This is a genomic window from Pseudomonas sp. CHM02 (genome assembly GCF_000612585.1).
In the GTDB taxonomy this organism is placed as follows: domain Bacteria; phylum Pseudomonadota; class Gammaproteobacteria; order Pseudomonadales; family Pseudomonadaceae; genus Aquipseudomonas.
In genome coordinates, this window is sequence record NZ_JFCA01000033.1 from 59,589 (window position 1) to 81,944 (window position 22,356).

At 62.6% G+C, this 22,356-nt stretch carries 18 protein-coding genes; 8 read left to right on the forward strand and 10 right to left on the reverse strand.

Going from position 1 to position 22,356, the window contains the following annotated elements; translation table 11 throughout:
- The first annotated feature begins 10 nt into the window (after positions 1-10).
- From BM70_RS0119890 to BM70_RS0119905, 4 genes are read left to right on the forward strand one after another with little or no spacing between them, the layout of a single operon-like run.
- Positions 11-892: a type II secretion system F family protein gene (locus tag BM70_RS0119890; protein WP_025857610.1), complete on the forward strand. Its 882-nt coding sequence runs from the start codon at positions 11-13 to the stop codon at positions 890-892.
- A gap of 1 nt (position 893) precedes the next feature.
- Entirely contained in the window at positions 894-1,781 is an 888-nt protein-coding gene (locus tag BM70_RS0119895; RefSeq protein WP_025857611.1) for a type II secretion system F family protein, read from the forward strand.
- A 10-nt stretch (positions 1,782-1,791) separates the two neighbouring features.
- Complete coding sequence (locus tag BM70_RS0119900; RefSeq protein WP_025857612.1) at positions 1,792-2,502, forward strand: tetratricopeptide repeat protein; 711 nt, start codon at positions 1,792-1,794, stop codon at positions 2,500-2,502.
- Between the two features lie 10 nt (positions 2,503-2,512).
- On the forward strand, positions 2,513-2,782 hold the full coding sequence (locus BM70_RS0119905; RefSeq protein WP_025857613.1) for a DUF3613 domain-containing protein: 270 nt from the start codon (positions 2,513-2,515) through the stop codon (positions 2,780-2,782).
- Between the two features lie 11 nt (positions 2,783-2,793).
- Here the strand turns inward: BM70_RS0119905 and BM70_RS0119910 are convergent, their stop codons facing one another.
- A complete protein-coding gene (locus tag BM70_RS0119910; protein ID WP_025857614.1) occupies positions 2,794-3,582 on the reverse strand; it encodes a response regulator transcription factor in 789 nt (262 codons plus the stop codon).
- Positions 3,583-3,708: 126 nt separating this feature from the next.
- Positions 3,709-4,158 carry a prepilin peptidase gene (locus tag BM70_RS0119915; protein WP_025857615.1) on the reverse strand — a complete coding sequence of 150 codons (450 nt, stop codon included), beginning with the start codon at positions 4,156-4,158 and terminating at the stop codon, positions 3,709-3,711.
- A gap of 72 nt (positions 4,159-4,230) precedes the next feature.
- Between BM70_RS0119915 and BM70_RS0119920 the strand changes: the two genes are divergently transcribed.
- On the forward strand, positions 4,231-4,674 hold the full coding sequence (locus BM70_RS0119920; protein WP_025857616.1) for a TadE/TadG family type IV pilus assembly protein: 444 nt from the start codon (positions 4,231-4,233) through the stop codon (positions 4,672-4,674).
- Complete coding sequence (locus BM70_RS0119925) at positions 4,671-7,409, forward strand: PAS domain-containing sensor histidine kinase (RefSeq protein ID WP_025857617.1); 2,739 nt, start codon at positions 4,671-4,673, stop codon at positions 7,407-7,409. Before BM70_RS0119920 ends, BM70_RS0119925 begins: the two co-directional genes overlap by 4 nt.
- Here the strand turns inward: BM70_RS0119925 and BM70_RS0119930 are convergent.
- The 6 genes from BM70_RS0119930 to pbpC form a co-directional block, all read right to left on the reverse strand.
- On the reverse strand, positions 7,394-9,340 hold the full coding sequence (locus tag BM70_RS0119930; RefSeq protein WP_025857618.1) for a pilus assembly protein TadG-related protein: 1,947 nt from the start codon (positions 9,338-9,340) through the stop codon (positions 7,394-7,396). The genes BM70_RS0119925 and BM70_RS0119930 overlap by 16 nt on opposite strands.
- Positions 9,341-9,523: 183 nt before the next feature.
- On the reverse strand, positions 9,524-10,081 hold the full coding sequence (locus BM70_RS0119935; protein WP_025857619.1) for a DUF4136 domain-containing protein: 558 nt from the start codon (positions 10,079-10,081) through the stop codon (positions 9,524-9,526).
- A gap of 45 nt (positions 10,082-10,126) precedes the next feature.
- Positions 10,127-10,729: a DUF4136 domain-containing protein gene (locus tag BM70_RS0119940; protein ID WP_025857620.1), complete on the reverse strand. Its 603-nt coding sequence runs from the start codon at positions 10,727-10,729 to the stop codon at positions 10,127-10,129.
- 24 nt (positions 10,730-10,753) lie between these two features.
- Positions 10,754-11,503 carry a methyltransferase gene (locus BM70_RS0119945; RefSeq protein WP_025857621.1) on the reverse strand — a complete coding sequence of 250 codons (750 nt, stop codon included), beginning with the start codon at positions 11,501-11,503 and terminating at the stop codon, positions 10,754-10,756.
- Positions 11,496-11,804 (reverse strand): MazG-like family protein, encoded by a 309-nt coding sequence (locus BM70_RS0119950; RefSeq protein WP_025857622.1) that lies wholly within the window; start codon positions 11,802-11,804, stop codon positions 11,496-11,498. The genes BM70_RS0119945 and BM70_RS0119950 overlap by 8 nt, the downstream gene beginning before the upstream one ends.
- Positions 11,805-11,962: 158 nt before the next feature.
- Positions 11,963-14,275, reverse strand: coding sequence for a peptidoglycan glycosyltransferase PbpC (gene pbpC, locus BM70_RS0119955; protein ID WP_043274303.1), 2,313 nt, complete (start codon positions 14,273-14,275; stop codon positions 11,963-11,965).
- A 218-nt stretch (positions 14,276-14,493) separates the two neighbouring features.
- Between pbpC and BM70_RS0119960 the strand changes: the two genes are divergently transcribed.
- Positions 14,494-14,787 carry a hypothetical protein gene (locus BM70_RS0119960; protein WP_012722009.1) on the forward strand — a complete coding sequence of 98 codons (294 nt, stop codon included), beginning with the start codon at positions 14,494-14,496 and terminating at the stop codon, positions 14,785-14,787.
- A 138-nt stretch (positions 14,788-14,925) separates the two neighbouring features.
- On the opposite strand, the gene BM70_RS0119965 is transcribed toward BM70_RS0119960, so the two are convergent.
- A complete protein-coding gene (locus BM70_RS0119965) occupies positions 14,926-19,824 on the reverse strand; it encodes an alpha-2-macroglobulin (protein WP_025857624.1) in 4,899 nt (1,632 codons plus the stop codon).
- 292 nt (positions 19,825-20,116) lie between these two features.
- Here BM70_RS0119965 and BM70_RS0119970 point away from each other — a divergent pair, with 292 nt between their 5' ends.
- Entirely contained in the window at positions 20,117-21,454 is a 1,338-nt protein-coding gene (locus tag BM70_RS0119970) for an MATE family efflux transporter (RefSeq protein ID WP_025857625.1), read from the forward strand.
- Here BM70_RS0119970 and BM70_RS0119975 read toward each other — a convergent pair.
- Positions 21,399-22,292, reverse strand: a complete 894-nt coding sequence (locus BM70_RS0119975) for an alpha/beta hydrolase (RefSeq protein ID WP_025857626.1) — start codon at positions 22,290-22,292, stop codon at positions 21,399-21,401. The two genes, BM70_RS0119970 and BM70_RS0119975, sit on opposite strands and share 56 nt — an antisense overlap.
- Between the last annotated feature and the right edge of the window lie 64 nt (positions 22,293-22,356).

Consider the following 22,356-nt stretch of genomic DNA (forward strand, 5'->3'; position numbering starts at 1 on the left):
GGAGCGTTTGATGACCGGACCGATCCTGTTGCTTGTCTGCCTGCTGCTGATCGGCCTGTCGTTCTGGCAGTTTCACCACGGCCTGCGCAAAGCCCAGACGGACCGCGTGCTCGAGCGCCTCGGTGACGGCCAGCCCGAAACGCAGGAAGCCACTACCACGTGGACGGGCCTTGAGCGCATGTTCCAGCGCGCCGGGCTGGGCAAACCCACCGACCGCCTGGGCCTGTGGCTGAGCGCCTGGGTGATCGGCGCGCTGCTGGGTTGGCTGTTCGCCGACGGATTGGGCCTGATCGCGATGATCGCAGGACCGCCCTTGGCGCTGCGCGTGTACATCAGTTGGCGTTATCAACGGCGTGTGCAACGCATGGTCGAACAACTGCCGCAGTTGCTCGACCACAGCGTGCGCAGCCTCAAGTCCGGCAGAACCTTGGCCGACGCCGTATTGGGCGGAGTCGAGAGCGTTGAGAACCCCCTTAAAGAAGCCATGGGCCGCGTACAGCGCAACGTGCGCATGGGTGTCAGCCTGCCGGACTCGGTCAGCGACTTCGCCGAGTTCTACGAACAGGACGAATTCCGCCTGTTCGCCCTGGGGCTGAAGGTCAACCACCGCTATGGCGGCAATGCCAGCGAGTTGTTGGAAAACCTGATCAAAATGATCCGCGAGCGGGAACAGGGCGCCCGTCAACTCAAGGCTATGACGGGTGAAACCCGTATGACTGCGTATGTGTTGGGTGGGTTGCCAGTACTGATCGTGGGCTATTTCATCATGGTCAACCCTGACTACTTGATGACCATGTGGAACGACGACACCGGACGCATCATGCTGTTCAGCGCACTGGCCATGGACATTGGTGGCACATTAATCATGTGGCGCATGCTGAGGAGCGTCTGAGATGGTTCTTCTGGCCAGTGCCCTGATGCTGCTCGCCGCCCTGGTATTGGTTGGGGGCCAATTGCTCGAACATCGCCGGCGTGACCGTCGGGTCGCTGAACGCCTGCAAGGGCGAATGGGCGGCGATGACAGGCTCGGCACGCTCATGCGTCAGCTGGGCGGTAGTACCCTGGCCCAGCGCTCGGTCAGCCTGGACAACGAGAGCCAGGTACTGCTCAACCGAGTGGGCTGGCGAAAGTCCAGCCAACGCTCGCTGTTTGCGGCCTTTCAGATCGGTACGCCCATCGTTCTACTGGGTCTGACGCTCCTTGGCCAAGAGGTACTGTTCCCTCACGCGGACCCGGCATGGATTGCCCCGATGTTTGCCTTGGGCATCGGCTACCTGCTGCCCAAACGCGTGCTTGCCGCTGCCGCCAAACATCGTCAGCAGACCATCGCCACTGAAATCTCGACCTTCATTCCACTGCTGCGCATCCTCTTTGAGTCAGGCATGGCGGTTGAACAGTCGCTACGGGTGCTTGGCAACGACGCCCAACGCTTGCTCCCCCACCTCACGCACGAACTGCGCCTGATCCTGGCGCGGGTCGATTCCGGGCTGGAGCTGGGCGAAGAACTGGGCAAGACCGCACGCTTGCTGGAAGTGGATGAGTTCACCGATACCTGCATCATCCTCCAGCAATTGATCCAGCAGGGCGGCGGCGCGATGAAGTCGTTGCTGGCCCTCAAGCAACTGCTCGACGACCGACGCCTGACCCGCTTGCAGGAATACATCTCGAAGATGTCGGCAAAAATGTCGGTGGTGATGATGGTGTTTCTGTTCCCCGCATTGCTGATCGTACTCGGCGGCCCGGCCTTCATCGGCATCGCTCGCGCCTTGACCCACTTTTGAGGAAGACTTGATGAAAGCACTGATTGCCGGCCTGGTCCTGCTGATGCTCGGCGGCTGTGCCACCAATGGCCAATCCCCCTGGGCAGCGTTGACCTCATCCGGCAGTTGCGCCAAGCCGAGCTCGGACCAGGAACTGGCGCTCAACCTGTCCGATGACCTGGCCAACGAAGGCAAGCTCCACGCCAGTCTGGCCAACCTGCAAAGCCTGCCGGAGGCCTTGCCCCAAGTACGCCAGCGCAAGGCCCGCAATTACCGCTTGCTGGGGCGCAGCGAGGCCGAGCCGCTGTACCGCAGCCTGCTCGGCACCTGCATGACCGCCGAAGGCGAGCACGGCCTGGGGCAATTGGCGGCGGCCAGGGGTGACAACAGCCTGGCGATGGCCCATATGCAACGAGCGGCACAACTGGCGCCCACCGACGAAAAAATCCGCAATGACCTGGGCGTCGTGTACCTCAACCAATTGCGCATGGAAGACGCCCGCTTTGAATTCATGACCGCCATCGAGCTCAAGCAGAGCGATTCGCTGGCCGCCGTCAACCTGGTGACGTTGTTGATCTATCAGGACGACTGGGGGCAAGCGGCGAAGGTGGTCGGCCAGTTGGGCCTGAGCCCCGAACAAGTCACCGATGCCCAGGCCCGCGCGGAAAAACTCAAGGGTTCCAGCGCGGCGGCGCGCAAAGTCGCGGCGGTCAGCGATGCCCTGCCGGTGACCATCAAGTAAGGAGCGATCGATGAAAGCACACTACCTTATCGGCCTGGCACTGTTGCCGCTGAGCGCACTGGCCCTGGAACCGGGGCCGTCGTCCCCGCAGCAAGCAGAGACAGAAAACTGGCTGGCCTTGCAGGTCAATGGGCGTGCGGCTTCAGCCACACCGCAAAGAACCACGCCGGCGGAACGGGAGCAGGCCTTGCAGCGTTGGCTGGACAGTAACAAGCACCCGATCCCGGAGTTCTTTGAAACAGAATCCGGTGGCTCGTCCAAGAGCGGGAAGAGTCAATAACCCCTGGCGCGTCAGTGCGCCGTCACCCGTTGGCGCATCGCCGAGTTGTTCGGCGACAAGGCCAGGGCCAATTGGGTGCGGTTGTGCATATGCGTCAGGCGCAACACCTGCGACACGTAGAGCTTGACCGTGTTTTCGGTGATCCCCAGTTCGCAGGCGATCTGGTAGTTGGTCTGCCCCTTGCCCACCAGGCGCGCCACATCCAGCTGGCGCGGCGACAATTGGTTGAAGATGGTCGGGATCTCCACCGGCCCGGCCTCCTCGGCGACCAGCTCGCCGTCATCCGCCAACCCGGCGCCAGGGCTGCGACGTACTTTGTCGAGGTCCTGATACAGGTCATTGATGGATTCAGAGAGGTATTGCAGCTTCTGGTTCAGGTGCCCCAGTTGCAGCTCTTTTCGCCGCTCCTCCAGCGCCGCTTCCTGGCGCTGCAGGCCTTCGAGCAATTCATCGAGGTTGATGGGCTTCTGGTAGTAATCCGAGATGCCCGCGCGCAGCGCCTTGATCACGTCCTGTTTGTCGGCACGCCCGGTGAGCATGATCGACTCGAACGCCCGCTGCTTGCCGGCCACTTTCTGCATGGCCTGCACCAGTTCGATGCCGTCCATGTCCGGCATGTGCAGGTCGCACAACACCAGGCCGATCTCAGCGTCCTCACTGAAGCGCTGCAACGCATGCCGACTGGACTCACAAGGGACGCAGCGGTAACCGCTGCCTTCAAGAAATTCACAGAGCTCTTCCACGATCAACGGCTGATCGTCGACCACGAGCACTTTCACCGCCGAGGTAAGCTTGTTCACGCGCTACTCCATGCCTGGCAAGCCAAAAGTTTGACCTATCCCTTTTGACGAAGAATCCTATACACCCACCCAATAAACGTAGACCTACTTTCCGACTATGTACATAGCGATAGAGGCCTTCTGCAATTAAAGGATCCAAAACCAGTAGAGCGCAAACCCTGTCAGTACAAAGGGCGCAAAAGGCTGTTTTGTTGACACTCCCGCGGCCAGTGTTTGCTGGCGCGCGCTAAGCCTTTGACGGATAAGCACCCAGGCGCCCTGGCACACGGCGGCACCGATCAATGACCACAACAAAGCATCCAGCGTACTGCCCAGGGCCAGGGCGGCCAGCAGCTTCACATCCCCCGCGCCAAAACGTCCCAACGCATAACCCGGCAAGGTCAGCAGCAACGCCACTGCAAAGGCCCACCCTCCTTCGCTGGCGGGCGCGCCCAGCCAGGTAGCGCCTGCCCACAACAGGTAGATCAGCGCCAGCAACGCCACACCCAGGGTCAACCCGTTGGCGATTTGCCGCTGACGCATGTCCTGCCACGCACAGAGCCCCAACCAGAGCAGTATCACCACGCCATGGATCACGTAAAAAACATCCCTTTTCGCTGAATGATTCTATGCTGATATCAGGTACTAGCCGTCAGGGTAGACGCAGTCATGAAAAGAGGCCTCCCTAGAAAGCAAAAAGGTGCGGCGGCGATTGAGTTCGCCCTCGTCTTCGGGATCTTTTTTGCGGTGTTCTACGGGTTGATCAGCTACAGCCTGCCACTGCTGATGATGCAGTCATTCAACCAGGCGGCCGCCGAGGCCGTGCGGCAGGCGATGTCGGTGGACCCGGTGGCCGCCGGTACCGATTACCCCACACAGGTGATCGCACGCGCCAAAACAACAGCGAAAACCCAGCTGAAATGGATCCCGTCCAGCTTCCAGTTTTCCGACGATTTGATCACCGCCACCTATGTCGGCACAACGCTGACCGTCTCGATCAAATACCCCACCAGCCGCCTCTATTCAGTGTTCCCTGCGCTGGTACTCCCGGTCATAGGCACCGTCCCGAATCTGCCGGCCAACCTGTTCGCCAGTTCGAGTATTCAATTTTGACTTCGGGGGACAACCTCTTCGGGCGCCTGCTCGGCCGCACCAGCACGCTTGCCCTCGACACGCCCGGCATGCCCACGCCAGGGCTGCAGCTGCAACTGGACCCCCACGGCCACGTGCTGAGCATCAGCGGTACCCTGCGCCCGCAGCTTGCGCCGCATGGCGCGGCGCAGACTCGGCCGCTGCTACGTGAACTGCTGTGCGCCAGCAGCGCCCTGAGTATCGAAGGCAACCCCGCAGACTGGCAACGCCAGAGCCTGGACCTGGACTTCCTGGGCGCGACCGGCCAGGTCCTGCACACCCGTGGCTGGATCGAACCCGAGGGTGATGGCTGGAGCCTGCGCCTGTTGGACGTTGGCGACTTGCTCGCCGGCAGGCAACTGGCCCACCACCGCGAGCAGAACCATCAACTCGCCTGCCAGATGAGCGAACAACTGCGAGTGTGCAGCCTGACCCGCTTGCCCGAGGTGTTCAACGAGCACCTGCGCAGCCTGGCCCAGCGCTGGCGAATCCCCTGCGTCGCCATGGCCTTGCTCGATGAAGAAGACCAGGGCTGGCGGATCTACAGCCACTACGCCGCCCACGACGCGCCCGCCTTGTGGCAGACCGGCCAGCCGTTGGGCACCAGCCTGGACAGTGCCAATGGCAATACACCGCTGAGCCTGGCCCAGGAGCGCGGCGACAACCCACGCCTGCACAGCATTTTCGGCAATGCCGATGGACTGCTGGTGCCCTACCGTGACAGCCAGGGCGTCACCGCCTGGTTGCTTTGCGGCTTCTACAGCGGCCATCAACACACCAGCGACCGCGATTGGCTGGACCTCACCGCAGCCCTCGCCGCCCCGCTGCTGAGCCGCTTGCGCGAGCAACGCTACCATCAGCAACTCGATCGCATGGAAGCCCTGCAAGGCCTGCTCGGCACCGGCTGGTGGGAACTGCTGCCGGCCACCCACGAAATCCAGTTGGCCCCGCAGTTGCAACGCAGCCTCAGCCTGGAAGACGGTCCGACCCGCCAGTCGCTGGGCCTGTGGCTGGAACTGATCCACCCTGCCGATCGCCAGGAACTCACCAGCCGCCTGCACGACCTGCAAGCCCTCGGCAAACCGCTGCTGACCAGCGTGCGCCTGCAACGCACCGACGCCGACCACAATCCGCTGTGGTACCGCCTGCAGGGCCAAGTGCTGGGGGTCGGCGATAGCCGGCGCTGGGTCGGTTTCATGCTCGACATCAGCGACATCAAGAACCAGCAACTGCAAGCCGCAGCCGCCCATGCGCGGCTGGACAACCTCATCGCCAGTTCACCGGCGGTGATCTATGTGCAGCGTTACGTCAGCGGCGCCCTGCATCCAACCTTCTTCAGTGACAGCCTGCTGCCGCTGCTGGGCTGGACGTTGGCCGACTGCAATCACGACAGCCTGGCGTCATTGATCCACCCCGAAGACCGCGACCTTTACTTCGAACGCTCCCGCCAACTGCTGCGCGAAGGCGCTGTGCGCAGCCGCTATCGCCTGCGCGACAAACAGGGCCAGTACCACTGGCTGCTGGATGAAGCCAAATTACTGCGCGATGACCTCGGATTGCCGCTGGAAGCTGTCGGCCTATGGCTGGATGTCACCGAGGCGACCCAGGCCGCCGAACAGATCAAACAGAGCGAAGAACGTTACCGCATCCTGGTCGAAGACTCCCCGGCGATGATCTGCCGCTATCGCCCGGACCTGACCCTGACCTTCGGCAATACCCCGCTGGCCAACTACCTGGAATACCTGCCCGCGCAACTGCCGGGGCTGAACCTGGGGGATTGGTTGTCGGATGAGCAACGCCAGGCCTTTGTACAGCGCATTGGCCAGTTGACCCCGGAGTTCCCGGTGAGCACGGCCGAAATCAGCCTGGAATTGCCCGGGCGCGAACATGCCTGGTGGGTGTGGTCGGACCGTGGCGTGTTCGACGAACACGGCGTGCTGGTGGAGGTGCAAGCGGTGGGCCGCGACAACACCGAGGTGCGCCGGTCCCAGCAGCAACTGACCCAGAGCGCCAAGATGGCCACCTTGGGCGAAATGGCTACCGGCCTGGCCCATGAGATCAATCAGCCGCTCAACGTGATGCGCATGGCCATCGTCAATGTGCTCAAGCGTCTGAGCAACGGCGATGCGCAGATCGACTACCTCACCGAAAAACTCCAGCGCATCGACACCCAGGTACAGCGAGCGGCGCGAGTGGTGGACCATATGCGCGTATTCGGCCGCCGCTCGGAAATCGAACAGCACCCCTTCGACCCGTCGCAGGCGGTGGAAGGCACGCTGTCGCTGCTCGGAGACGGCTTGCGCGGCAAAGGCGTGGACGTGCGCGTCACCCCGGCGGACTTCACGGTGCAGGTCAAAGGCCATGTCGACCAGCTTGAGCAAGTACTGATCAACCTGATGGTGAATGCGCGTGATGCGCTGTTGAGCCAACGGGAACAGACCCCGGCGTTGAGCCCTTGGATCGCGGTGCATTGCGAGCATGACAGCCGCCATGTGCGGATCTGGGTCGAAGACAACGCCGGCGGTATTGACCCTCGGTTGCTGGAGCGGATTTTCGAACCGTTCTTCACCACCAAGCCGATTGGCGTGGGCACGGGGTTGGGGTTGTCGGTGAGCTACGGGATTGTGGAAAACATGGGCGGGCGCTTGAGCGTGACCAATGGGGAACACGGCGCGAGGTTTTGTGTGGAGTTGCCGGTGGCTCAGATCACCAGGTAGGCGCGGCCCATGTGGCAACTGAGGTTGGCGCCGACTTCGGCGTTGCCGAGGCTGATGCCAAGGGCTGAGAGCAGCGTGTTGACGATCGGGTCGAGGATCGGCGCCAGTACGTTCTGGACCAGACTGATCACCGAGCTGACAATGGTCGCCAGTGCATTGGTGACGGTGCCATTCGGCGCACCCGGCGTGCTCCCCGCAGGCGGTACATAGGTGACCTGCAAGCCGCTCAAGGTAGCCCCCAGGCTATTCACGATATTTGCGGTGCCGGGTGGACTTTTATAGATCGTCGCCGCATTGATGTCATTCACCGGAGAAAACAGCAACGTATTGGTTTGCGCCCCCACGGTGGATAACGCCTTCAGGTTCAGGCCGCCGCCGACGCCGGCTGTGCGCGGACCACAAACCAGTGTCAGTAGGCAAAAGCGCTGGCCAAAGTCGATCAGCCTCACTGGTTGCACATTGACCGGCGCAGACGATGAAAACGCCGCCACCGGATCAACATAGCCAATGCCCAAGGTAGCAAGTGAGGTGGTGGCCTGCACCGTCAACGATTTGGTGGCCGGCGTGGCGCAGTTGAAGTCGGTCACATGGCTTTCCGCACTGGCCGCTTCAATATAGATGGACAAGGATTGGTTGATATCCACGTCGGCGACATTGCACCCCAATATACACACGACACCGGCCACCACATCGAGAAGATTCAGGTTCAACAAACCGCCGACCACCTTCGACACCGGCGTCGCAAGCCCGGTGAGTATTGATGAAACGCCCGAAACCACCTTGATGATAGGCGCATCAACGGTGACCAACGTGCGTACCTGAGCTGTGCGTACAAAAATCTGATCCGTTTGCGGGTTATTCAAGAGCCCGGCCTTGGCTTTTGCCGGATTGCCAATGGCCGACATTTGCGGCGGCTCGATGACTTTGGTCTGGATCGAAACAGTCCCCACTAGCGGAACATTCAGTTGAGCTTCCGCGCTGACCGCACTTTTGCTGCTGGAGAGCTGTGCCACCGTCTCGAGCAGTTGGAATAGCTGAACACTGGTGTTCAAGGCCGCTGCCGGGGTGCCTGTTGCTACCTTCAGCAAGTCCCCTACCGTCAGAAGCCTGGTATTAGGTGTAATCGCTTGAATCTTGATAGCGTCATTGATAATAGCCGACGCCACAGATCCATTCTTTTGCAGTACCGTCACAGCCGCTTCAATCAATTCGTTGGCGGACACCGCCGTTTTAAGCAACGCATCGTAGTCGCCCGCCTTTACGTTCAATTTGATCGCCAGTTGATCCAGATAGCTGAGTAAATTCACATTGGTGGTGAGTAACCCATTCCAACCCGCCGCGGTCAGCGATAGGTTGCCTCCCAGGAGGCGCCCAATCACCAGGTTCAAAACATCCGATTTACCTGAGTCTATGGTGCCCAAACTACTGCGAATTGTCAGTTGCGCCACCGGCGGCGCATAGGCCGCCACAGCGGTTGCACTCAGGACGGTTTGCGTCGACACAGGCGTGCCGCTGAACATGTTCCAGATGCCACCGGCGATACTCGTCATCACACTACGCGTCGCGACCACGCGCACGGCATCGTTTTTGGTGGCATCCGCCGTAAACACACGGATATTGCTGGCATTGGTCACCAGCGAGCCGCAGGTCACGGCCAGACCACGGCTGTTGTCGCCGGCGACCACGGTGAAGCCGTTGCGCGTGGCGTTTTCCTTGGCGTAGTCGTTGGCTGTGGTGGCAGGGCTGCAGAGGCCGCCACGGCTGGCGGCTTCCAGGGCCGAGGTGTCGGCGATGGACTGCAACTTGCGCTTTTCCAGGTAGAGGCGGCCGCTGTCCACCGCGAGCAGCATGAACACCATGGCGACCGCGAGGGTGCCCGCTGCCATCAAGCCTATCGCACCACGCTGCCTGGAACGAAGTCGGGGAGACATCAGGCACTCCTTAGCGCTTACTCTCCGTGTAGTTGCTTTGGAGTGTAGACAAGGCTTGGGGCGCGCGCTGGCAGCGTGCACAACTTGTAGGAGCCGGCTTGCCGGCGATGGGGGTCTTGAGTTCTCCATCGGAACCCAGGGTGCCATCGCCGGCAAGCCGGCTCCCACAGAAATAGGGAGAGGTTAGTGGGGTGGGTAGCTGGAGAGGACGCGGGTGACGGTGGTACGGATGGCTTTGTCACGATCCTGGGGGTTGGGCGAACTGGCCATCATTTGTTCGTCGCTGCCACGCCAGACCAGTTTGCCGTCCTTGCCGTCGAGCAGGTCGATCTGGATGGTCGCCACTTTGTAGGTGATGTTGCGCGTTTCGTTGTACATCGGCGCGCCCCAATAGCCATTCCACGGGCCACCCCAGGCGCCGCCGTAGTTGGTGGTGACTTGTTGCTGGCGGTCTTCGACGATCAGGTAGGCCTGTACGTTCAGGTCTGCCTTGGTGCCCGACGCGGCTGGGCGCAGGCCGCGCTGGTCGAGTTGTTCACCCACGGCCTGGCGGATGCGCTGTTCGGTGAGGTCGCTCTTGATGCGTGGATCATCAGGGCGATATTGCAGCGCCGGGTCTTTCCAGGCCCAACTGCGGTAGGCACCAAAATCCCGGCTGGCATCAAAGTCGTGGTTGACCTGGCTGGTCTGGCAACCGCCCAGCAGCACGACAACAGCAAGCGTAGCGATACGACGAAACATGATTGTTCTCCAAAGAGCGACCCGCGCTTGAGATGAGAATAGCTGTTAACTGGGAGGATACGCCGTCATTGCCTTCTGCACCGCCTGGCGCAAGGCATCTCCCCGCTCGCTGAGGCTTCCCTGGCTGCCAGTCTCCGCGCTGGCACTCCACACCGGCTGACCGGTACGGGCATCGAATAGATTGACGCGAACCACCACGACCTGAACTTCATAGGTGCGCACGATCGGCACCGAGTTGTACATGCCGTAGCCATTGCCATAGCGGTTATAGCCGCCATAACCGTAGCCATAGTCGTCCTGGGCTTGTTTGAGACGCTTCTCCAGGCGCACATCGGCGCTCACCAGCAGGTCTGCCGGGCGGTTGTCGTGCAAGGGGCGCAGGCCGCGCTGGTCGAGGGCGCCGCTGACCGCTTCGGCAATCTGCGCCGAATCCGCCCAGGCCGTGCCCGCCGGAAGTTGGCCATTGCGCCAGGCCCAATTGCGGTAGGCACCGTAGTCGCGCACGGGCGCCGGGTAGGCGCTGGCATCGAAGGTGTTGGCGGCCTGGGGCGGCGCCGGCGGGATCGGTGCCGAGGCCGCGACATAAGGGTTGGGGCTGGAACACGCGGCAAGCCCGAGGGACAACAGGATCAAACAGAGACGGCGCATTTCGACCTCCGCAGACTGGGCCGCTTAAACCGGACGGCAGATCCAGTGCAAATAACGCCCAAGTCCGGCAAAGCTTGGGTGACGACGGTGAGCGAGTTCCATCTCCAAAAGGTCCTGCAAATCCGCGCGAGCCTGGAATTCCACCGGCATATAGTCATGGAACACCCGCACACCGCTTTGGCTTTCGACCTGCCAAAGGCCTTGGAGTTGCGCCGCCAACTCACGCGGGTCCAGTGGTTGTTGCGGCGTGAGGCTCTGCTTTTCGCCAGCCATGTCGTTCTTGCGCATTTTGCGGAAGTGGCCTTTGAGCAGGTTGCGGTAAATCAGCGCATCGCGGTTATAGAACGCCAACGACAACCAGCCGCCGGGCACCGTAAGCTGGTGCAGCACCGGCAGGATCGCGTGGGGTTCGGCCAGCCATTCCAGCACCGCGTGGCACAACACCAGGTCGTAGGGTTCGGTGAGCTGGCCCAGCAGGTCTTGCCAGGGCGCATGGATAAAAGTGGCGGTCTGCCCGGCGTCGGCAAACCGCTGGCGGGCCCCCTCGAGCATTGGTTCGGCAGGTTCGGCCAGGGTAACGTCATGGCCCTGCTCGGCCAGCCACAGCGACATGTGCCCCAGGCCCGCGCCGATATCCAGCACGCGCAACGGGCGCTTGGGCAGGGCTTCGGTAAGGTCGGCCTGGAGCACTGCCAGGCGTATGGCACCTTTGGCCCCCCCGTAGATCTTCTCGGCGAAGCGCGTGGCGAGCTGGTCGAAATGACGATCACTCATGGGCAAACCGCCGTTCGCTGTCGGCCAGTTTGGCGCGCACCACTTCATTCATGTCCAGGCCCAGCTCACTGCACAGCAACAACAGGTACAGCACGATATCGCCGACTTCCTGCCCGGCATGGGCGAGTTTGTCAGCCGGTAGCTGGCGCGATTGGTCCTCGGTCAGCCATTGGAAGATTTCCACCAGTTCGGCCATTTCCACACTGGCGGCCATGGCCAGGTTTTTCGGGCTGTGGAATGGCTTCCAGTCGTTGTTATCGCGGATGCGGTGCAGGCGTTCGGTGAGGTGTTCAAGGTTCATGCGGGGGCTCCTGAAGGTGGATAGCTTCGGGGGGATTAGACTTGAAGGCAAGTGAATCTCTGGGTGGCCTTGAGGACGCCTTCGCAGGCAAGCCAGCTCCCACATTTGACGGCATTCGCAAATCAACATGTAGGAGCCGGCTTGCCTGCGATGGGGCCCTAGTCGACGACGCTGAATTCGAGTCGGGCAGTCTGGCCGGCTTCGTCGAGGACGCTGAGCTGGTAGCGGCCCAGGCGCTCGAAACTGGCGTTGATAAAGTCCTGGTTGGCGCTTTCGCCCAGTGGCGCGCCATTAAGAAACCACCAGCGCCGGCCGCTGCCGCCCAGGGCGGAAATTTTCAGGCGCAGCGCCTGTTGGCTGGCGGCGGGCAGGCGTAGCTGGTCGCCTTCGCGCACACCGACGATCGACAGCGGTGAAGAAGCGGCCAGTGCCGGTGGCGGGCAATCGGGGTCGGCCGCGGGGATGCGCGCTTCGCGGCGTTCAGCCCTGGGCAGCCAGGGTTCCAGGGGCGCCGGCCACAAGGCGATGTTTTTGTGCTCGGCGCCAGGGCAATGGGCCTCGACCCGCAGGCCCTTGGCATTGACCCACACACTGTCCATCAAGCCCACGCTCAGCGGTTGGTCCAGCGCCTGCAAGGTGGGCGGCGTGGTGTTGTCCAGCGTCCAGGCGAAACGCTGGCGACGACAATTGGGATCGCTGCGGCTCATGGGCTGGCCCAGCGGCCAACAGATCGCCGCCACGCCGACATTGGCCGGCACCGGCTTGACCGGTGCGCTGATGCCGCGCTGGCTGTCGCGGTTGGTCAGCACGTCATGCACCTGCAACATCAACGGCGCGGCCGAGGCGAGGCCGAACTGCCCCGGCACCGGCGTGCCGTCCGGGCGGCCGATCCACACGCCGATCAAATAACGTGGGCCCACGCCAATCGCCCAGGCATCCCGAAAGCCATAGCTGGTGCCCGTTTTCCAGGCCAGCACCGGGCGCTGCACCAACTCGGCACGCGGGTCGCGATCCGGCCGCGCCTGGCCACTGAGAATACGTCGCACAATCCAGGCGGCCCCTGGCGACAGTAACGGCCGTTCCCTGAGCGTATCGTCCGGCTGTAATCGAAGGGTGGCACTCCTGCCGTTCCGGGCGAAGGCGCTGTAGCCGCTCACCAGGTCTTCGAGGCGACTGCCTGCACCACCGAGAATCAACGCCAGGTTCGGCTCGGCCAATGCAGGCAATGCCAACGGCACGCCGCCGATGCGCATCTCGGCGGCGAACCGCTTCGGCCCGTAGGCTTCCAGCAACTGCACGGCCGGCAGGTTGAGCGAACTGGACAGCGCCGTACTCGCCGGCACCGCACCGGTAAAGCCCATGGAGAAATTGCCCGGCCGGTAATCGCCATAACGCCGGGGCACGTCCTGCAGGAGGGATTCGGAGTGGATCAACCCATCGTCCAGGGCCATGCCATAGAGGAAGGGTTTCAAGGTGGAGCCCGGCGAACGCAACGCGCTGATCATGTCCACATGGCCAAAGCGCTTGGCATCATTGATGTCCACCGAACCGAGGTAGGCGCGCACGGCCATGGTTTCTTCTTCCACCACCAGAATCGCGGCAGAGGTGTGCTCCGGCAGACGCGCACGCCAGCCCAGCAGCAAGTCTTCGAGGCGACGTTGCAGGGTCGCATCCAGGGTGGTGCGGATCAGCGGCGGGCTGTCCGGGCGGTTCAGGCGGCGTGCGAGCAACGGCGCCAGGCTCGGCTCCAGGCGCGGGGCAAGCAGCAGCGGTTCTTCCAGGGCTTCATCGACGGCGGCCTGCGGCCACACCTGGAACTCGGCGAGCCGACGCAAGACTTTATCGCGGGCTTCCTGGGCTCGTTGGGGATGGCGGTCGGGGCGCAAACGGCTCGGCGCCTGGGGCAGCACAGCGAGCAAAGCGGCTTCAGCATGGGTGAGGTGTGAAGGCGATTTGCCCAAGTAGGCCCAACTGGCGGCCGCCACACCCTGCAACGTACCGCCAAACGGTGCGCGGTTCAGGTAGAGGTTGAGGATTTCCTCCTTGGACAGGTGCCACTCCAACTGCGCCGTGCGCCAAAGCTGGCGCAACTTGCCATGGAACGTGCGCGAATGCGGATCCAGCAACCGCGCCACCTGCATCGACAAGGTGCTGCCCCCCGACACCACCCGCGCGCCCGTGAGGTTCTGCCACGTCGCCCGTACCAGCGCCAGCGGGTTCACGCCGGGATGCTGGTAAAACCAACGGTCCTCGTAGGTCAGCAACGCGTCCAAGTAATATGGCGACACCTCGCTCGTCTGCACCGGATAGCGCCACACCCCATTGGCATCGGCAAATCGCCACAACGGCGTACCATCCTCGGCCAGCACCACCCGCGCCAAATCGTCCTTGGGCAACGGCAACGGCCAAATCCGATCAGCCAGCCAGATCAGCGCAACAACCACCCCCAAAATCCCCAACCCCCAACGCACAACCCGTAGGAGCCGGCTTGCCGGCGATAGCGGCGGATCAGTTGGCACATTGGTCACAGACACACCGCAATCGCCGGCAAGCCGGCTCCTACTCTGGACCCTGTACAATTAATGAAACCCATGTTCAAACCGGCAAACCTCTATGCTTGTAGGGAACTAGCCCGTCGCAATAACAACCAAAAGCACAGATACGCCCACCTTCTCATCAGGACACACATATGCAGGTAGAAAGCTTTTTCGGATGGTTGGGCCAGGCGCTCGGTTCCGTCATCCGTTTTATCGTCGACGGACTCAGCGGCTTGTTCGGTGCCCTGACCAATGCCGGTGGCAACTTCATCGACGGTTTGTCACGCACCTTGGGCATGGACACCTCGATCATCAGCATCATCACCCTGATCATCGGCCTGATGCTGCTGTACTCGGCCGTACGCGCCTTCATGCGGGCCTCAATCATCATGGGCATCATCTGGCTGCTGCTGGGCCTGTGGCTCCTGAGCTGGGTCGTCCACTAACCCAAAAACACCACAAATCCCCTGTGGGAGCGGGCTTGCTCGCGAATGCGGTGGGTCAGTAATAGAGACGCTAACTGACACTCCGCATTCGCGAGCAAGCTCGCTCCCACATTTGATCTCCATTTCAAGCTGAGACCGTCACCGCCCCTTGATCACCAGATCCGCCGGCGTGTCCCCGACTGCCTGCCAGTTCGGCCGGTACATCGACTCCACCTGCGGCGGCGGCACACGATACGTACCCGGCGTCACGGCACGCGCCAGATACAGCAGGTGCGTAGTGCCAGAGCCGTCCAGATTGATCGCCGCCACATAACGGTCGTCGCGGAACTCCTGGTGCTTGAGGGACGCGTTCTGCATCGACTCACGCCACTCCTTCACCTGGCTGCTGGCGTTTTCCAGGCTGGCGGCACTTTGCGCCAGGTTCTGGTTTTCCAGCTCCAGGCCGGCCGGCAACAGGTCCACGACCAGGGCATCCGGCACACGCTGCTTGGCGCCAACCGCCAAATGCACCAGCACCAGATCACCGCTGTTGAGGCTGCGCAGGTTCAGCGGCTGGCCATTCATGCCCAGGTATTCGCGGCGAATGCTCAGGTTGTCACCGCCAGGCGCCGGTGGCACCTGTGGATAACCCGAGATCGTCAGTTGCTGGTACACCGGCGTCTCGCCCTGATTGCTCAGGCTCAAGTCACTGGACAGCAGCTTGCCTTCCAACTCCAGCGTCGGCTGCTGATTGTTCAATGCCTGCACACCGCCACTGCCGGTGAGCGACACCTGCCAGTTAGCGTCCGGCTTGGCGAACCCGAGGCGCCCCGCCAGGAACAGTGAATTGCGCTCCTGGGTCGACAGATACGGGCTGGCCGCCAACTGATCCGACAGTGTAAACAAGCGCTCCTCTCGCTTGCCCTTGGCCAGGTCGTTCTCTTCCAGCAGGGCCAGGATCATCGCCTGGTCCCGCAGCGGGCTGCCGTAGTCGGCCAGCCATTCATTGGCGTTGCGCTGCGCCGCCAGCCCGGCGAGCAAGGCTTGGTCCGCACGCGGCTGGTCGCCCATCTTCTGCAATGCGATAGCCAATTGCACCAGCGGCAAACCGGAGCGCGCATCGCTGCGTCGTTCGAAGATGCTGCGCAGCGCGCCCAGCGGCGCCTGCTGACTGCGCGCCAGCACCATGCCGGCGTAGGCCTGCACGGCAAAGCGGGTGTGGTCGGCGTTATCGCTGTAGTCGACGTCGATCAGGTTGCGTTCCTGCACGTACCGCAGCAGGCGCTCGCTGGCCTTCTTCAACGCTTCAGGCGGTACGGCAAAGCCTTGGTCGCGGGCACGCAGCAGGAAGTCGGTGACGTAAGCCGTCAGCCAGTATTCTTCTTCGCCATCGGCGCCCCACAAACCAAAGCTGCCGTTGTAGCGCTGCATGCCCAGCAGGCGTTCGATACCCAGCTCGATCTTGCGTTTGCGCTCGCTGTCCGACTCGCCTTTGATCGACAGGCGCTTGAGCAATGCATCGTCGGCATACAGCGACGGGTACAGGCCGCTCGCAGTCTGTTCCAGGCAACCGTACGGGTAGGCCTTGAGTGCGCTGATCTGCGCACCGAGGTTCAGCGGTGGCCGGCTCGACAGGCTCAGCAGCGCCTGGCGCCCCGAGGCATCGAATTGATCCAGGGTGCCCACCGGCAGGCTCCATGGCAGATCCTTGAGCACCGCACGGTAATGCTTGAGCAGTGCCGGATATGCAGGTCGCACGCCCAGCGTCCATTCACGGGTGAACGGCGGCAGGTTCTCGCCCGGCAGGTCCAGGCCATTCACGGTCACCTTGACCTTGCCCTGGCCCAACCCGCCCCAGGCTTTCACCGGAATGCGCAGGGTGGTGCGCTGGCCTTGTTTCAGCTCGACGGTCTGCGCGCCACCGTTCACCAACTCCAACTGCCCGTCGGCGCTCAGTTGCACATCGAGCGTCTGCGCCTTGCCCGACAGGTTGGACAGGTCCAGGGCCAGCGTCGTCTGGTCACCACCGGCGAGGAAGCGCGGTGCCGACAGCTCGGCAATCAGCGGTGCTGCGATCACCGTCTTGGCTTCGGCCATGCCGTAGCGGTCGTCGGTCCAAGCCTGGGCCATCAGCCGCAGTTCGCCGTTGAAGTCGGGAATATTGACGCTGACTTCACCTTCGCCTTGCTCATTCAAAGTCACCGGCGCGCTTTGCAGGGCGACGATGGTCACACTGGTGTCCGGGCGCTTGCCGCCCTTGGCCAACGCCGCATCCCCCCCAAACGCCAGGCTGGCCAGACGGCCCTGCCCGGCTTCGATCAACTGGCCGTAGATATCGAATTGGTCCACGCCATAAGCCTTGCGACCGAACAGGCTGGAGTACGGATCCGGCGTCGGGTATTCGGTGATATTGAGGATACCCACGTCCACCGCGGCCACCAGCACATGCACCTGTTTCGGCACGCTGCCATCGGCATTCCTGGCGGCGACTTTCACCGTCAGCGGTTGTTTGGGGCGCATTTTTTCCGGTGCTGCAAGGGTCACCCCGAGTTTGCGCTGGGTACGATCCAAAGGCAGGTGCAGCAGGCCCACCGCACGTTTGGGGGTGATATTGGCTTTGCGCTCGCCGGGGCGAATCACCAGGGCACTGACGTACAGGTCATGGCGCGACCATTTCGGGTCGAGCTTCACGGCGAAGCTTTTGCCTTCGGCCGGCACATCGATTTCCTGCCACCACAACGGCCCTTCGGCGGACTCCACCAGCAGGTAGCCTTTACCGGCCGCCGGCGGCGTTACGGTGACATTGGCGGTATCGCCGTCGCCATACGCGGGCTTGTCCAGCGCCAGCTTGACCTGGTCCGGCCGCACCGCGCCGCCTTCGGTGTTGTCCTGGGCCTGGTAGCCGGCCCAGAAGCGCAGGCTGCTGACCAGCCCGGTCTGCGGGTCTTCGACTTCGACGCGGTACGGGCCCCACTCCACCTGGAAGCTGACCTTGGCCGTGTCGCCGGCCTTGATGTTCAGGGTCTGTTCGTCGAGGTTGAGGAATTTCTCGTTGAAGTGGTAGCTCCAGCCATCGCTCTCGGAGTAGTTCCAGTAGTAGTCGCGGCGCTCACGCACCAGGCGCACCTTGAGGTTTTGCGCAGCGAGTTTCTGCCCGTCCTGGTTGGCCAGCAGCACTTCGAATTCCGCCGGGCCATCGCCATTGGTTTCCGTGCCGTCAAACAACCCGCGCAGGCCCGGCAATTGCTCGGCTGGCCAGATCGGCTGCACCAGGCGCCGGGTGATCGGTCGCCCGCCCGACTCTTGCAGGCTGGCCTGCACGATCAGTTGCAACGGCGACTTGGCCTCGGCCCACTTGCTTTCCAGGGTCAGTGCTTCCTGGCCCTTGGCGTCGAGCACGCTTTCCTCTAGCTCGAAATCCTGGCTCAACTCTTCTTCGGTGACGGAACCGAACTGGTAGCCCGGCAGCGACTTGACCGCTTCGCGCAACGGCCGCACATACACCTGCCCACTGACGCGGTTGCCCGATGCGGGCGCGCCGTACAGGTAACGACCGTTGACCTGGATCACAGCATCGTCGGTCGGGCTCAACGGTGTGTCGCTGCCCTTGAGCTCCAGCGCCAGGCGCTCGGGCAGGAAGTCTTCGACGAGGAATTCATACAACTGCGGCTTGCCATTGCCCAGGTCGAACACCAGTTGCCAGCGCCCGGTCGGTGCTTCGCCGGCCAGTTGCAGTTGATATTGATAGAGACCGGAGGCATCGGCCTCCCAGACGAATTTGCGGCTGACCTGCTCGTCCGGGCGGCGCACTTCGACGCTCACCGGCTGCGGTTTGACGGCATTGCCATCCTTGTCCCGCAGCAAGGCGTTGAGCAGCACTGTTTCGCCGGGGCGATACAGGTCACGCGGGCCGAACACAAAGAACTGCAACGGGTGGGACGGTTGGCCGCCGATGTCGAACTCAGCCAGGTCCAGTGCCGCGCTGTCGAGGCGCAACAAGCTGGTCTGTTCGCCCTGCTTGGCCAGCAGTACCTGGGCCTTTTTCGGCAGTGGCAGTTCAGCGTGGCCGCCCTTTTCGGTCTTGCCCTGGCCCAGCACGCGGCCTTCGGCGTCGAGCACTTCGAGGTCGACGCCATCCAGTGCCTTGCCGCCTTCCAGGGCCTGGGTAAACACATCCAGGCGATTGGCGTAGCGGTGCACCGACAGGCCGATGTCACTCAAGGTGAACAGCGTCGCCGGTTGCGAATAGTTGTAGGTACCCGAGGCGCGCATCACCGCCAGGTACACGCCCGGCTGTTGCAGTTGCTTGAGGCCGGCAATTGGCAGCAGCAGGGTTTCGCGGGTATTGCGCGCCGGGTTCAGGTCGAAACGCCCGCCATAGACCAGGTCGGCCATCGGCAGCAGCTCGCGGGATTCATAACTTTGCAGGCTGGTGTTGCGCCCCCACTGCGCCAGGAATGACGGCAGGGATTCAGGCTTGATGCGGAAGAATTCGACATCGATCTTGTCGACGTTCAGCGCGATCACCGGCAGGCCCTCGGCCAGGCGGGTCGGCAACAGGGTGCCACGGCTGGCGAAGCCGACGGTGGCTTGCAGGTCCCGGGTTTCGAGACGGGCAATGTACTCGGCGGGCAGCAGGTTGTTATTCACCGCCCTCACACCGGGATCAACCGTCAGCACCAGTTTGCGCTGCGGCTCCAGATGGCGCAGGCGCAGTTCCATCAGGTTGTCGGAGATTTCCCAGGCGCCATCGACCTTGCCGGACTTGCTGTCCACCAGATGAAGTTTGTCAGCGAATTTCTGCTCGGGATCCAGCGGAATGGAAAAGCTCACTGACAAGGTGCTTGCCCCGTCGAGCTGCACCTCGGACACGTCCACCACACTCAACTCACGCCCGGCGTAGCGCTGTTTCAGCGCCGGCACATCCACCGCCGCCTTGGCCGGTCTGGGTGCCACTGTCGCCGCTGCGGGCGCGGTCGGGGCGGCCGGTTTATCGGAGGAATCGCAGGCGCTCAGCAGGGCCAGCGCACAGGCCAGGAACAGTCCTTTGTTAAGCATGGGGCACTCGTCGTGAGAGGAATCCGAGGGGTGAACTATATATCAGCCCGGAGGGAGCCGATGTGGTGCTGGTCACATTGACCGACGGAGGGTGATTTGGTTCTTGAAGCTCTCAAACCCAGCCAAACCCCACAACCACCAAAGCCCCGTAGGAGCGGAGCTTGCCCGCGAAAATCGTCAACGATGACGCAATAAACTGGGAAGAAAGCGGCGCCCGTGCGTTTTTTGCGAGCAAGCTCGCTCCTACATTGGTTTCCCGCCCGGTTACAATGCGTGCCCCTGAGGAGCCCGCATGTCCACCTTACTCACCGACTGGCGCCACCGCCCCACCCACCGCCGCGTCTGGGCCCTGGCCGCGCCGATGATCCTGTCGAATATCTCGGTGCCGCTAGTGGCCCTGGTCGACAGCATGGTCATCGGCCACCTGCCCCATGCACACCAGTTGGGCGCCGTGGCCGTTGGCGCCAGCCTGTATACCTTTCTCGCCTGGGCCATGGGTTTCCTGCGCATGGGCTCCACCGGTTTCGCTGCCCAGGCCGCCGGGCGCAATGACGGGGCGGCGCTGCGACAAATCCTGCTGCAGGGCCTGCTGCTCGCACTCGGCCTGGCAATGCTGTTGGGCACTGTCGGCATTCCGCTGAGCCATCTGGCCCTGGAATGGATGCAGCCCTCAGCCGAACTCAATCAACTGACTCAAGATTTTTTCCACACCCGCCTGTTCGGCCTACCCGCCGCCCTTGCCAGCTACGCATTGGTCGGTTGGTTCCTCGGCACGCAGAACGCCCGGGCGCCGCTGGCGATCCTGCTGACCACCAACCTGGTCAACATCGCCCTGAACCTGTGGTTCGTACTCGGGCTGGATTGGGGCGTGGTCGGTTCGGCACGTGCGTCCGTTGTGGCGGAATGGACCGGCGCCTTGCTCGGCCTGGCGATGACGCAAAAAGCCCTGCGCGCCTACCCCGGTCATATCGCCTGGGCAGCGTTGAAAGCGTGGGAGAGCTGGCGCCCGCTGCTGGCGGTCAACCGCGACATTTTTATCCGCAGCCTCGCGCTGCAATCGGTGTTTTTCATGATCACCGTTCAAGGCGCCCGCCTCGGTGACGCCACCGTGGCGGCCAATGCATTATTGCTCAACGGCCTGCTGCTGACCGCCCACGCCCTGGATGGCTTGGCCCATGCGGTAGAAGCCCTGTGCGGCCACGCCATCGGCGCCCATGACCGCCAGTCCCTGCGCCGCTCGCTGGTGGTGGCCGGGGGTTGGTCGCTGATCGCCAGCATCGGTTTCGCCCTGCTGTTCACCGTTGCCGGCCACCTGTTCATCGCCATGCAGACCGACATCCCCAGCGTGCGCGAAACCGCCGACCTCTACCTGCCGTATCTGGCCGTGCTGCCGTTGATTGCAGTGTGGAGCTACCTGCTGGATGGCCTGTTCATCGGCGCAACCCGCGCGCGGGAAATGCGCAACGGCATGCTGCTGACGGTGCTGCTGACCTTGCCATTCGCCTGGGCATTGCAGGCCTTGGGTAACCACGGGCTGTGGATAACTTTCCTGCTGTTCATGGCTTTGCGCAGCCTCACTCTGTGGGCGATTGCCTGGCGCTTGAACCGGCAGGATCAGTGGCTTGGATAAACGCTGTCACCCGGTCCAATACCGGTGCCAACCAGCGCAGCGGTTTAGCGATTGCAGCCACCAGCGTCTGGTGATTGGTCTTGCCAAAATAGAACACCTCCACTGGAACACCTGCCCCCCGCAACTTGTCAGCCAACCCGCCGGTATTGCGTGTGGGGTTGACCAGCTTGTCGTCCGTCGAGGCCATCAACAGACTCGGCGGTGCGCTGGCGCTTACGTGGTTGATCGGCTGGGAATCCGGCGGTGAATCAGGGAAGAAAAACACCGGTTTCACCTCAGGGTTTTCAATCGGCAGGAAGTCATAGGGGCCGGCCAGGCCGATCCAGCCTTTGAAGATTGACGGCGTCAGGCCAACCTCTTTCAGCCAACGCGCATCCAGCGCCAGCATCGACGCGTTATAGGCGCCCGAGCTATGCCCCATTACATAGAGCTGGTGGGGATCACCACCGTGTTCGGCGATGTGTTGATAGGTCCAGGCAACGGCGTGGGCGTTGTCTTGGAGGAAGGCGGGATATCGCACTTGCGGGTAAAGCCGGTAATCGGCGATCACCACCACGATGCCGCGTGAGGCCAGGGCTTCGCCGACGAAACCATAGTCGTCCCTGGAGCCGCTGTTCCAGCTGCCGCCGTAGAAGAACACCACCACGGGGGCGTTGGAGATAGCGGGAGCTGGCCGGTAGATATCGAGTTTATGGCGGGGATCATCGCCGTAGGCGATGGCAGAGGTTCTGGTAAACGTGCTGGAAGGGGTGAGTGCGTTGAGCACATTGATGGGGGAACAGGCCGCAAGGCATGCCGCGACGGCCAGGGTAAACGCTTGCAAGAATACTCTCGACATCGCCAACCCCTTATACCTGTGAAGACAAACTTATGTGGTGAGCGGGCTTGCCCCGCGCGAGGCA